Here is a 12,766-nt window from a genome sequence, read left to right on the forward strand (position 1 = left end):
GGCGCTCTCACTGTCTGGCCCTAAGCCGCAGCCTTCGGACGGGCCAGCACCGCCCAGAGGACCATACCGCCCGCAAGTGCCCAGAACGCCGCCCCGATGCCGAAAACCGTGACGCCGCTGGCCGCGATGAGGAACGTGGCGGCGGCCGGAATCCGTGAGGACTCCTCAGACACGGCCGCGCTCAGAGACGCACCCAGGGTAGAGAGCAGCGCCAGGCCTGCGACCGTCTCGACCAGTCCGGGACGCCCGTGGGAGACCAGCAGCACCAGGGCCGCGGCCGCACCAGCCAGTACTAGGTAAGCCCAACCGGCCGTTGCGGCAGCTCGCCACCGTTGGTGCGGATCCTGATGAGATTCCGGCGATGCCGCCAGTGCGGCTGTGATCGCTGCGAGATTCACCGCGTGGCCTCCCACGACCGCCCCAGCTGTGGTGCCGAGACCGGTCACTGTCAGGCTCGCCCGCCACGGCACCTCATACCCGTAGGACGAGATCACCGCGGACCCCGGCACGTTCTGCGAAGCCATGGTCACCAGGTACAGCGGCAGCGCCAGCCCCAGGAGCGCTCCGATGGTGAACTCCGGCATCACGGGCTCAAGGCGCGGAAGAAAGTCAGCCCCAGAGAAGCTGCCCCAGGGCGCTTCCACGCTGATGAGCACCAGGGCTGCCAGGAACACCACCGGCGCTGACCACGCCGGCACCCATCGGAACAACAGCAGCCATAGCAGAATCAGGGGTGCAATCCACAGCGGATCCTCCACCACTGCCCGCACAGGCGCCAGACACAGCGAAAAGAGCACCCCGGCCAGCATGGCCTGGGCGATCGGGCGGGGAATGGAGGCAACGGTTCTGCCCAGCCACGGCCACAGGGCGGTGACCAGGATGAGTCCGCCGACCACTACGAATGCTCCCACGGCAGCAGACCAGCCGCCGTCGACCTGCCCGGTGGTCACCATCAGCGCAGCTCCGGGCGTTGACCACGCCAGAGTCAGAGGACGACGGTACCGGTAAGCCAGGTACAGCATTCCCAGCGCCTGGGCTATACACAAGGCAATGAGTCCCGAAGCGGCCTGGTCCGCGGTCGCCCCGACGGCTTGAAGACCAGCGACGACGACGGCGAACGAACCGCCGAAACCCACCAGGGCCACGGTGATGCCGGTCAGCACCGGCTGTTTTCGCTCCATGGAAGCACCCTAAGCCCCTGCGAGGCAGGTCTTAGGCCGGCATTCTCCACAGCAGGGAATTCACAGGCAGAGAACTGACGTTGAGACCCCGGCGGCGAGCATCCCGCCGTCTGCTTGGCAGAACCGCCGTGCAAAGTCGTGCCTGCACCGGGCTTTTCCCACAGTTTCAGGGACTTATCCACAGTTCCTGTGGAATACTGGTGCGGACCGTCCGCCGAACCGATCCATCCAGAGGGGAGCAGCGTGTCTGCTGAGTCCGAGCCGAGCGTGTCAGTCAAATGGCAGCAGGTGCTGACCGAGCTACGTGAACGTCACGGCATCGCCGGCCTGAAGCTCTCCGACGTGGGGCGAGCCGTGCCCCAGAGTGAGCAGCTCATCGGGGACACCCTGCTGCTGGCGGTCCCTCACGAGCGCATCCGCCAGACGATGCAGTCCACCCTGCAGGCGGAGATCTCCGCGGCCCTGCGCACAGTCTTCGGCAAGGACATTCTCTGCGCCTACGTGATCGACCCTGAACTGGATAAGCAGCAGAAGGACGGCGACGCCGCCACCGCCCCTTCGGCAGCATCACCTGCGACTGCCCCCGCGCCGGCGCCGCGCGTAGCCAGCAGTCCCATCGAACCAGCGTCGTCGTACCCCATCCCTGATGTCACCCCGGTGCCGCCAGCGCCCGAACCCAGCGGTGAAAGCTTTGAGACCTCGCGCCTGAACCCCCGCTACACCTTCGAAACGTTCGTGATCGGATCCTCCAACCGATTCGCCCACGCTGCGGCCAACGCCGTAGCCGAGGCACCGGCGAAGGCCTACAACCCGCTGTTCATCTACGGGGACTCCGGTCTGGGCAAGACCCACCTGCTTCACGCCATCGGTCACTATGCCCAGCGGCTCTACTCCGGCATCCGGGTCCGCTACGTGAATTCCGAGGAGTTCACCAACGACTTCATCAACTCGATCCGCGACGACGAGGGTGCCAGCTTCAAGCACCTCTATCGCAACGTGGACATCCTGCTGCTGGACGACATCCAGTTCCTGGCGGACAAGGAGCGCACGGTGGAGGAGTTCTTCCACACGTTCAACACGCTCTACAATAACAACAAGCAGGTCGTCATCACCTCCGACCTTCCGCCCAAACAGCTCTCGGGCTTCGAAGAGCGGCTGCGTTCGCGCTTCGAATGGGGCCTGATCACCGACATCCAGCCGCCCGAGCTGGAGACGCGCATTGCGATTCTCCGGAAGAAGGCCAACGCGGAGAACTTCTCCTGCCCCGATGATGTGCTGGAGTACATCGGTTCCAAGATCTCCACCAATATCCGTGAGCTTGAGGGTGCATTGATCCGCGTCACCGCCTACGCGGCGCTGAACAAGCAGGAGGTGGACCTTCCCCTGGCCGAGCAAGTCATGCGAGATCTCATCTCCGATGACCACGCCCAGGAGATCACCGCCGAGCAGATCATCAATGCCACCGCTGAGTACTACTCCTTCACCGTGGAGGAGCTGACCTCGAAATCCCGTAACCGCACGCTGGTGACGGCTCGCCAGATCGCCATGTATCTGCTGCGCGAACTCACGGAGATGTCGCTACCCAAGATCGGCCAGGCTCTGGGCGGGCGCGATCACACCACGGTCATCTACGCCGAGCGCAAGATCCGCGAACTCATGGCTGAGCGCCGCGCCGTCTTCAACCAAGTCACCGAACTCACCAACAAGATCAAACAGGGGCGGTAGAACAGAGGCTCTGCCCGCAGGGACCAGAGAAGGTCTAACCCCGCGAACACCGCATGCGGTGCCGGTCGCGGAGAAGCTGATGTCATTTCTGACACAGTCTCCGACGCCGGTACCGCATTTTCTCTTGTTCATTCGTCAAGCCCGTCCCTGACACCTGGGGATAACTCCCTCGTACACAGCTCACACGGATGTAGTTCAGCCTGTTTGGCGACCTCCAGAGGAGTTGACACTGAGGTATTCCACAGTTTTTCCCACATTTCCACAGTCACCGGTGAAAATTCTCCCCTGCTCTTCCCACACCTGTGGATAAATCAGTGGAGAATGTGGTGACGACACCACACACTGTTGGGGAGAACTACTCCTGCTCTGTTGAGATCCCTCAATGGACGGGTTAAATCCTCCCCATGTGATTTACAGACCTGCTGTCATTCGTCCACGACGGGGTGCACACAATTTTTCCTGTGATTACCGCTCAGAAGCGGGTTATCCACAGAATCCACAGCACCTGTTAACACTTCTGACCTTTTACTCAGGAAAATCTTCCATAGACAACAGTTCGCGCGCCCCACACAGGAAACGAACTAGATCTTGTGGTTGAAGGAACGACTTTCGGCCTATCTAGTGTTCGGGGTAAGCTCGTCACTCAGACACGCACCGAACAAAGCTTGACTTTAGGGGAGACACCGTGCAGTTCACCGTGGACCGAGATGTTCTGTCCGAGGCGGTCTCCTGGGCTGCCCGCTCCCTCTCCCCCCGGCCTCCGGCTCCTGTACTTTCCGGCCTGCTCATCGTGGCGGAGAACCAGCAGGTCACCATCTCCAGCTTCGACTACGAGGTCTCCGCTCAGCTGCACATCGAAGCAGATGTGCACACCGAGGGCACCGTGCTGGTGTCAGGTCGTCTCCTCAATGACATCGTCAAGTCCCTGCCCAACGCTCCGGTCACCCTGACCCTGGATGAGTCCAAAGTCGTGGTGACTTGCCGCTCCTCCACCTTCACCCTGGCTACTATGCCGGTGGATGAGTACCCTGAGCTGCCCTCGCAGCCGGAGGTCTCTGGAACCGTTGACGGTGCCGCCTTCGCCCGTGCGGTCAGCCAGGTCATCACTGCAGCTTCCCGTGATGACACCCTCCCAATCCTCACCGGCGTCAAGCTCGAACTCGAGGGCGACACCATCACGTTCCTGGCAACGGACCGCTACCGCCTGGCGATGCGGGAGATCACTTGGCGTCCCAGCCAGCCCGACATCTCCACCTCGCTGCTTATCAAGGCCAAAACCCTCAACGACGTCGCCAAGTCACTCGCCGGAGCAGGCGATCTGGACATCTCGCTCTCCAACGACGACGCTCTGGTCGGCTTCTCCTCCGGCGGACGCCGGACCACCTCCGTCCTGGTGGACGGCGAGTACCCCAAGATCCGCCAGCTCTTCCCCGAAGAGACCCCCATTCACGCTGTGGTCAACACCGCGGAGCTCATCGAATCGGCTCGTCGTGTCTCCCTCGTCTCTGAGCGCAATGGTCATATCCGTCTGCAGTTCAGTGAGGACAACCAGGTGACCCTCGACGCCGGCGTCGACGACAACGCCTCGGCCCGCGAGGTCCTCAGCGCCGAACTCACTGGTGAGCCCATTACGGTTGGCTTCAACCCGGCCTACCTGAACGAAGGCCTCAACGTCATCGACACCGAGTACCTGCGGTTCTCCTTCGTCTCGGCTCCGAAGCCCGCGATGATCACCGGTCAGCAGACGCCGGAGGGCGAGAACTCCACAGACTTCAAATACCTGCTGATGCCGGTGCGGCTGCTGAACCAGTAGACGCTGGATGCGGATCTCTGAGCTGACTCTGACAGACTTCCGCAGCTACGCGGAGGCCCAGCTTGAGCTGAGCGAGGGCCCCACCGTGCTGCTGGGGTTCAACGGCGTGGGCAAGACCAATATCGCCGAAGCCATCGGCTACCTCTCCACACTCTCCTCCCACCGGGTCACCAATGATGCTCCCCTGGTTCGCCACGGTCAGTCCCAGGCCTTCATCAGAGCCCAAGCGCACAAGGGCCGGCAGTCGGCGTTCCTCGATCTAGAGATCAATCCCGGCCGCAGCAACCGAGCCCGCATCAACCGCGGCTCCGCAGTCCGCGCCACTGAAATCCTAGGGATTCTTCGTTCGGTCCTCTTCGCTCCGGAAGACCTCGAGCTGGTCAAGGGATCCCCCGAGGTCCGACGTCGGCTCTTTGACTCTCTTGCGGTGCAGCTGCGGCCCGCGCTGGGCCGGGTCCGGGCCGACTATGAGAAAGTGCTGCGGCAGCGCAACGCCCTGCTGAAATCCATACGGCATGAGGGGTTCACTCCCACTCACGAATCCACACTGTCGGTGTGGGATCAGCAGCTCTCCGCCGCAGGAGCCCGCCTGCTGCGTGCCCGTCTGGACATGCTCGGTGCCCTGCGTCCGCACGTAGCCCAGGCCTATCACGAGCTTTCTGACAGTGTGCGCACCGCGCGGCTGAGCTACCTCAGCTCGCTGACCGGTCACGAGTCGTTCGGCTCGACAACTGCCGGCGATGACGTGCAGCAGGAGGCGTCAGGGGCCCTCGCCCCCGAGTTCTCGCCCTTGGAGACGGCCAGCACCGAGGAGCTGGCCACCCAGCTTCTGACGGCCCTGGAAGCGGCTCGGAAGAAAGAGCGGGAGCGCGGGATCACGCTGGTGGGTCCGCATCGCGACGACGTCCAGTTCACCCTTGATGACACCTCGGTGAAGGGATACGCCTCTCACGGTGAGACGTGGTCGTTCTGTCTGGCGCTGAGGCTGGGATCCTACCGGGTGATGCTCGACGACGATCCCTCTGACGGCGCTGCACCGATCCTGATTCTTGATGACGTCTTTGCAGAACTTGATGCACGACGACGGCGACGCCTGGCCGACCTGGCCACCGGCACAGGCTCCTCCGCTGGTCCGGAGCAGCTGATCGTGACGGCAGCCGTCGACGACGACGTCCCGAAGGCGTTGCTGACCAACGCCTACCGCGTCGAATCGGTCGACCAGATCAGCCGAGTCTCCCGCTATGAGGCCTGATCAGCATGGTGCGTGAGCAAGACACTTCCTCTCCTCGGGATCAGCCTGCCGAGGAGATCGTGCCGGTTCAGGTGGATGCCGCCCATGCCCTGCTAAACCGGATGCGACGAGCCGCTGAGTCCCGCGGCGAACATCGACTGCGCTCCCTGCCGCGGGGGTCCTCCCTGGCTGGGAACCCGCGCACCTCCGCGGCCGAGGAGCGCGGTACCGCAGCCGCTGCCCGGGAAGGGGACCTGCGCGATCCCAATCTGCTGGGCGGTGTGGTGCAAGGGCTGATCTCTTCCCGGGGATGGAAGGCCCCGGTGGCGGTGGGCTCCGTCATCAGCCGGTGGGATCAGCTGGTGGGATCAGCTATCGCCCAGCACTGCACTCCGGAGAGCTTCGAGAACGGTGTGGTCACCGTAGTCTGCGATTCCACGGCCTGGGCCACTAATCTCAAACTCATGCAGCCTAAGCTCATGGAGGTCTTCACTCGCGAGCTCGGTGAGGGGATTGTCACGGGCCTGCAGATCCGCGGACCCCAGGCGCCCAGCTGGAAGAAGGGGCGCTACAGCGTGCGCGGACGGGGGCCGCGCGACACCTATGGGTGAGGTACGCCCCGCCAACAGGCTTACCGAACCATCCCACACGGCGATATGCCGCGTTGTGGGCCTGGCATACGATCACATCCCTATGCCGACTCCTTCTAAGCCCTGCCAGAGGCCTTCTCTGCCCTCCTGGGGCCATCTGAGCGCCGTGAAACTCCCCGAAGAATGCGGAAATCGGGCCGTGGGCCGGTAGACTGGAGCGAGGACTTCGAACCGATTCAAGGAGACGATTCAGCCGGTGGCCGCTGAAGACCAAAACGCGCAGCAGCAGGGTAACTACGGCGCATCTGACATCACCGTTCTCGAGGGACTCGAGGCGGTCCGCAAAAGGCCCGGCATGTACATCGGCTCCACCGGTGAACGCGGCCTGCACCACCTGGTCTACGAGGTCGTAGACAACTCGGTGGATGAGGCGCTGGCCGGCTACTGCTCCCACATTCAGGTGACCCTGCAGAACGACGGCGGCGTGCGGGTGGAGGATGACGGCCGCGGTATTCCCGTGGACATCCACCCCACTGAGGGCAAGCCCACCGTTGAGGTGGTCATGACGGTGCTGCACGCAGGCGGTAAGTTCGGCGGTGGCGGTTACGCGGTCTCCGGCGGCCTGCACGGCGTGGGCATCTCCGTGGTCAACGCGCTCTCCTCGAAGGTGCAGACCACGGTCAAGCGCCAGGGCTATGAATGGTCCCTCGCCTTTGCTGACGGCGGCCAGGTCACCCATGAGCTGACCCGCGGCACGGAGACGGAGGAGACCGGCACCACGCAGGTCTTCTACCCCGATGCCACGATCTTCGAATCCACCGAGTTCAGCTTCGAGACGCTGCGTGCCCGCTTCCAGCAGATGGCTTTCCTCAACAAGGGACTGCGCATCACCCTGCGCGATGAGCGTCAGATTGACGACAACGTGGTGGTCGAGGACGAGATCGTCGAGAAGCACGACGACGCCCCCGAGGGTGAGCCCGCCCCGGCTGAGCCCGGCGAGCACCAGGATGCGGTAGCAGAATCGCCCAAGGGCCGCGTGGTGGTCTACCAGTACGACCACGGTCTGCTCGACTACGTCAATCACCTCAACTCCGCCAAGAAGGCGGAGAACGTCCATGAAGACGTCATCGCGTTCGAGGCGGAGGACGATGAGCGCGGCATCACCGCCGAGCTGGCGATGCAGTGGACCCTGACCTACTCCGAGTCGGTCCACACCTACGCGAACACCATCAACACCCACGAGGGCGGCACTCACGAGGAGGGCTTCCGTGCGGCCCTGACCGCACTGATCAACCGGTACGCCCGCGATAAGAAGCTGATCCGGGAGAAGGACGACAACCTCACCGGTGAGGACATCCGTGAGGGCCTCACCGCCGTGATCTCCGTGAAACTCTCCGAGCCGCAGTTCGAAGGCCAGACCAAGACCAAGCTCGGAAACTCCGAGGCTCGAGGCTTTGTGCACCGCGTGGTCACCGATCACCTGGGTGACTGGCTGGAGCGCAACCCGCAGGCCGCCAAGGACATCATCCGCAAGGCTGAATCCGCCGCCCAGGCCCGCCTGGCCGCGCGCAAGGCCCGGGAGAACGCCCGGCGGAAGTCTCCGCTGGAGACCTTCGGCATGCCCGGCAAGCTCGCCGACTGCTCGTCGAAGGATCCTTCGGAGTCCGAGATCTATCTGGTGGAGGGCGACTCCGCGGGCGGCTCGGCCAAGCGTGGCCGCAATCCCCGTACCCAGGCGATCCTGCCGCTGCGCGGCAAGATCCTCAACGTGGAGCGGGCACGCATCGATAAGGCCCTGGGCAACCAGGAGGTCCAGTCGATGATCACCGCCTTCGGCACCGGCATCGGCGAGGAGTTCGACATTGCCAAGCTGCGGTACCACAAGATTGTGCTCATGGCCGATGCGGATGTGGACGGTCAGCACATCACCACGCTGATGCTGACGCTGCTCTTCCGCTACATGCGCCCGCTCATCGAGCACGGCTACGTGTACCTGGCCCAGCCGCCGCTGTACAAGATCAAGTGGTCCAACGGCGATCCCGATTACGTCTTCACCGACGCCGAGCGGGACGCCGCGCTGACCCGCGGACGTGAAGCCGGCCGCAAGCTGCCCAAGGAGCTGGGCATCCAGCGCTACAAGGGTCTGGGCGAGATGGACTACCAGGAGCTCTGGGAGACCACCATGGACCCGGCCAACCGGACTCTGCTGCAGGTGTCCATGGAGGACGCCGCTGCCGCGGATGAGATCTTCTCCATCCTCATGGGTGAGGACGTCGAATCCCGCCGCAGCTTCATCCAGCAGAACGCCAAGGACGTTCGCTTCCTCGACATCTGATCCGGGCCTCACTTTTAGAGAGAACAGCACTTCATGACTGAGAACACCGAGAACCCCGAGCAGCCCCTCGAGGGTCCCGTCGTCGCCGGAGACCGCATCCGGCAGGTGGACCTGCAGACGGAGATGAAGCGGTCCTACCTGGACTACGCCATGGCCGTGATCGTGGGCCGCGCCCTGCCCGATGTGCGTGACGGCCTGAAGCCCGTGCACCGCCGTGTGCTCTACGCGATGTATGACGGCGGCTACCGGCCCGATCGCAGCTTCAACAAGTGCGCCCGCGTGGTCGGCGACGTCATGGGCTCCTACCACCCCCACGGCGACTCCGCGATCTACGACGCCCTGGTGCGCCTCATTCAGGACTGGGTCATGCGCTATCCCCTGGCTTCCGGCCAGGGCAACTTCGGCAACCCTGGCAACGACGGCGCAGCCGCTCCTCGATACACCGAGACCAAGATGGCCCCGCTCGCCATGGAGATGGTCCGGGACATCAACGAGGATACCGTTGACTTCCAGGATAACTACGACGGCAAACAGCAGGAGCCGGTGGTCCTGCCGTCCCGGTTCCCGAACCTGCTGGTCAACGGCTCATCCGGCATCGCCGTGGGTATGGCCACCAACATCCCGCCGCACAACCTGCGCGAGGTGGCCTCCGGTGTGAAGTGGTACCTGGAGAACCCCCAGGCCAGCCGGGAAGAGCTCCTGGAGGCACTCCTGGAGCGAATCAAGGGACCAGACTTTCCTACCGGTGCGCAGATTCTGGGCACCAAGGGCATCGAAGAGGCCTACCGCACCGGGCGCGGCTCCATCACCATGCGCGCGGTGGTCAATGTCGAAGAGATCTCCGGGCGCACCTGCCTGGTGGTCACCGAACTGCCCTACCACGCCAACCCCGACAATCTGGCGATCAAGGTCGCCCAGCTGGTCAAGGACGGCAAGATCGCCGGGATCGCCGAGATCCGTGACGAGTCCTCCGGCCGCACCGGCCAGCGCCTGGTCATCGTGCTCAAGCGCGACGCCGTCGCGAAGGTCGTGCTGAACAACCTCTACAAGCACACCTCGCTGCAGGAGAACTTCTCCGCCAACATGCTGGCTCTGGTCGACGGCGTGCCGCGGACCCTGAGCCTGGACGCCTTTGTCCACCACTGGGTGATGCACCAGGTCGACGTCATCGTCCGCCGCACCCGCTTCCGCCTGGCCAAGGCCGAGCGAGAGGCTCACATCAAAGTGGGTCTGCTCAAGGCCCTGGATGACCTGGACCGCGTCATCTCCACGATCCGCGAATCCTCCACAGTCGACGTCGCGCGCCAGAACCTGAAGGCGCTGCTGGACATCGACGATGAGCAGGCACAGGCCATCCTGGACATGCAGCTGCGCAAGCTTGCCGCCCTCGAGCGCCAGCGGCTGCAGGACGAGTACGACGAACTCATGACGATGATCGCCGACTTCAAGGACATCCTGGGCTCCGAGGAGCGCCAGCGGCAGATCATCGGCGACGAGCTGGACACCATTGTGGAGAAGTTCGGCGACGACCGCCGGACCCACATTGTGCGCGGCTACGACGGTGACATGTCCATGGAGGACCTCATCCCCGAAGAGGATGTGGTGGTCTCAATTACGCGCGACGGCTATGTCAAGCGCACCAAGATCGACAACTACCGTGCCCAGAACCGCGGAGGCGTCGGCGTCCGGGGCGCCCAGCTGCGCGCCGACGACGTCGTCGAGCACTTCTTCGTCACCACCACGCACCACTGGATCCTGTTCTTCACGAACCTGGGACGCGTGTACCGGACCAAGTGCTACGACCTCATGGAAGCTGGCCGCGACTCCAAGGGCCAGCATGTGGCCAACATTGTGGCTTTCCAGCCCGATGAGCACATTGCCGGGGTCCTGACCCTGAAGAACTACGACGACGCCGACTACCTGGTGCTGGCCACCAAGGGCGGTCTGGTGAAGAAGACGCGTCTGAGCGACTACGACACCCCGCGTCAGGCTGGTGTGATTGCGATTAACCTGCGCGAGGACGACGAGCTGGTCTCCGCCAAGCTCATCAGCGCCGAGGATGACCTCATGCTGGTCTCTCGCAAGGGCCAGTCCCTGCGTTTCACCGCCACCGACGAGGCCCTGCGGCCCATGGGCCGTGCCACTTCCGGTGTCACCGGTATGAAGTTCCGCGAGGACGACGAGCTGCTCACCGCCGACGTCGTCACCCCTGACTCCTATGTCTTTGTGGTCACCGAAGCCGGCTATGCCAAGCGCAGCCACGTGGACGAGTATCGCGTCCAGGGGCGCGGCGGTCTCGGCATCAAGGTCGGCAAACTCGTGGAGGACCGCGGGGATCTCGTGGGTGCCATGGTGGTCGAAGAAGACGATGAGGTGCTGGTGGTCATGGCCAGCGGCAATGTGGTCCGCTCCGCCGTGGAGGGTGTCCCGGCCAAGGGCCGCGACACGATGGGCGTGATCTTCGCCAAGCCGCGTAAGAAGGACCGCATCATCAAGGTGGCGCGTGCCTCCGGTGCCGCGCTGGCTGCCGCAGGTGAGGAGGCCGGCACCGATGGTGAACAGGCTGTGGAGGGCGCAGAGTCCGAGACACCTGAAGCTGAGGTCCAGGAAGCTGAAGGTGCTGAGTAGATCCATGCAGTACCGTTGGTCTCTGATCATGACAATCGAGGACGCTGATGGAGGTCTTCAGTGAGCGCTAATACCGGCGAGAATCAGGGGAGCTCGGGCTCCAACCGGCCCGCGAGCCGCTTCCCCGCGCCGCGCCCGCGTGCCTCTCAGTCGGAGACCGGACAGCAGGCCCGGCCGAGCGCGCCCTCAGCTGCGCGCCCTCGTCCCCGTCCTCAGCCAGCTGGTCGACCGGCTGCCGGGGGTCGTCCCCAGGCGCGGCCCCAGGGTCCACGTCCGGCGGGCCAGCGTCCCGGTGGCGGGCGTCCCCAGCCGCAACTGGTGCGCCCGACCCCCAAAGCCAAGGTGCGCAAGGCCCGTCTGCTGGTCTCTAAGGTCGACCCCTGGTCCGTGCTGAAGATGAGCTTCCTGCTCTCGGTGGCGCTGGGCATCATGACGGTCGTCTGCGCAGTCACCCTGTGGTCGGCCATGAACGTCACTGGTATCTTCGACCGCGTCAACGACCTGCTCGGCCAGGTCCTGGGCACCGAGGGCGGCGGCACCAGCTTCCAGATCGAGGAGATGGTCACGGTGGGCCAGGTGGCATCGTTTGCCACCATCATCGCAGTGGTCAATGTGGTGCTTCTGACCGTGCTGTCGATGCTGGCAGCGGTGCTCTACAACCTCTCGGCCTCTCTGGTCGGCGGCATCGGCGTCACGCTGACCGACGACTGAGCTGCTCACAGCGGCCCTCGGGACTCCCGATTTGTCGGAGTCCAGCGAGCTGGTGTAATGTGTAGTGGTCGTCCCGCGAGGGATGACAACCCTCGAAAGGGGTTCGGGCGTATAGCTCAGGCGGTTAGAGCGTCACACTGATAATGTGAAGGTCCGTGGTTCAAGTCCACGTACGCCCACCCGAAGCCTTTCCGAAGGGGAGATGATGAAGACACTGGTTCTCACCGCAGCAGCGGTTGCCGGATTCGTCGTCTACCGCCGATGGAAACAGGCGGAGGAAACCCGGGATGTGTGGTCTCAGGCCACAGACTCGGTGAAGGACCGATAGTCCAGCGCCGAACCCATAAGGGGCCTTAGCTCAGTTGGTAGAGCGCCTGCTTTGCAAGCAGGATGTCAGGAGTTCGAGTCTCCTAGGCTCCACAGAGCCAAACCCCCTGGCGGATCATTCCGCCAGGGGGTTTTTCCGTACCCCCAACAAACAGTCCTTCTGTCCCTCGGGGTTATAGGCCATAAATGTGTTGCTGGTCCGGGCGTGTCCAGGGGATTCAGAAG

9 protein-coding genes and 2 tRNA genes are annotated in these 12,766 nt (G+C 63.8%); 10 read left to right on the plus strand and 1 reads right to left on the minus strand.

Annotated features, from left to right (window positions below):
- Positions 1-20 precede the first annotated feature (20 nt).
- Positions 21-1,181, minus strand: coding sequence for a benzoate/H(+) symporter BenE family transporter (locus RH857_RS06605; RefSeq protein ID WP_310537176.1), 1,161 nt, complete (start codon positions 1,179-1,181; stop codon positions 21-23).
- A 243-nt stretch (positions 1,182-1,424) separates the two neighbouring features.
- Here RH857_RS06605 and dnaA point away from each other — a divergent pair, with 243 nt between their 5' ends.
- The 10 genes from dnaA to RH857_RS06655 all read left to right on the plus strand — a co-directional run bounded on the left by dnaA (position 1,425) and on the right by RH857_RS06655 (position 12,634).
- A complete protein-coding gene (gene dnaA / locus RH857_RS06610) occupies positions 1,425-2,906 on the plus strand; it encodes a chromosomal replication initiator protein DnaA (RefSeq protein WP_310537177.1) in 1,482 nt (493 codons plus the stop codon).
- 685 nt (positions 2,907-3,591) lie between these two features.
- Positions 3,592-4,719, plus strand: a complete 1,128-nt coding sequence (gene dnaN / locus RH857_RS06615) for a DNA polymerase III subunit beta (protein WP_310537178.1) — start codon at positions 3,592-3,594, stop codon at positions 4,717-4,719.
- Positions 4,720-4,726: 7 nt separating this feature from the next.
- Positions 4,727-5,971: a DNA replication/repair protein RecF gene (recF, locus tag RH857_RS06620; RefSeq protein WP_310537179.1), complete on the plus strand. Its 1,245-nt coding sequence runs from the start codon at positions 4,727-4,729 to the stop codon at positions 5,969-5,971.
- A 5-nt stretch (positions 5,972-5,976) separates the two neighbouring features.
- Positions 5,977-6,561, plus strand: coding sequence for a DciA family protein (locus tag RH857_RS06625; RefSeq protein WP_310537180.1), 585 nt, complete (start codon positions 5,977-5,979; stop codon positions 6,559-6,561).
- Between the two features lie 226 nt (positions 6,562-6,787).
- Positions 6,788-8,875 carry a DNA topoisomerase (ATP-hydrolyzing) subunit B gene (gyrB, locus tag RH857_RS06630; RefSeq protein ID WP_374761130.1) on the plus strand — a complete coding sequence of 696 codons (2,088 nt, stop codon included), beginning with the start codon at positions 6,788-6,790 and terminating at the stop codon, positions 8,873-8,875.
- A gap of 33 nt (positions 8,876-8,908) precedes the next feature.
- Positions 8,909-11,503, plus strand: coding sequence for a DNA gyrase subunit A (gyrA, locus tag RH857_RS06635; RefSeq protein WP_310537182.1), 2,595 nt, complete (start codon positions 8,909-8,911; stop codon positions 11,501-11,503).
- Between the two features lie 60 nt (positions 11,504-11,563).
- On the plus strand, positions 11,564-12,214 hold the full coding sequence (locus RH857_RS06640; protein ID WP_310537183.1) for a DUF3566 domain-containing protein: 651 nt from the start codon (positions 11,564-11,566) through the stop codon (positions 12,212-12,214).
- 105 nt (positions 12,215-12,319) lie between these two features.
- Positions 12,320-12,393, plus strand: a tRNA-Ile gene (locus RH857_RS06645).
- 26 nt (positions 12,394-12,419) lie between these two features.
- Positions 12,420-12,542, plus strand: a complete 123-nt coding sequence (locus RH857_RS06650) for a DLW-39 family protein (RefSeq protein ID WP_310537184.1) — start codon at positions 12,420-12,422, stop codon at positions 12,540-12,542.
- Positions 12,543-12,561: 19 nt separating this feature from the next.
- A tRNA-Ala gene (locus tag RH857_RS06655) sits at positions 12,562-12,634 on the plus strand.
- The last annotated feature ends 132 nt before the right edge of the window (positions 12,635-12,766 follow it).

Source organism: Nesterenkonia flava (assembly GCF_031432335.1).
In the GTDB taxonomy this organism is placed as follows: Bacteria; Actinomycetota; Actinomycetes; order Actinomycetales; family Micrococcaceae; genus Nesterenkonia; species Nesterenkonia flava.

Excerpts from the sequence above, each read along its gene's own strand:
- RH857_RS06605 (WP_310537176.1), bottom strand. The coding sequence starts at position 1,181 with ATGGAGCGAAAACAGCCGGTGCTGACCGGCATCACCGTGGCCCTGGTG.
- recF (WP_310537179.1), top strand. The coding sequence starts at position 4,727 with ATGCGGATCTCTGAGCTGACTCTGACAGACTTCCGCAGCTACGCGGAG.
- RH857_RS06625 (WP_310537180.1), top strand. The coding sequence starts at position 5,977 with ATGGTGCGTGAGCAAGACACTTCCTCTCCTCGGGATCAGCCTGCCGAG.
- gyrA (WP_310537182.1), top strand. The coding sequence starts at position 8,909 with ATGACTGAGAACACCGAGAACCCCGAGCAGCCCCTCGAGGGTCCCGTC.
- RH857_RS06650 (WP_310537184.1), top strand. The coding sequence starts at position 12,420 with ATGAAGACACTGGTTCTCACCGCAGCAGCGGTTGCCGGATTCGTCGTC.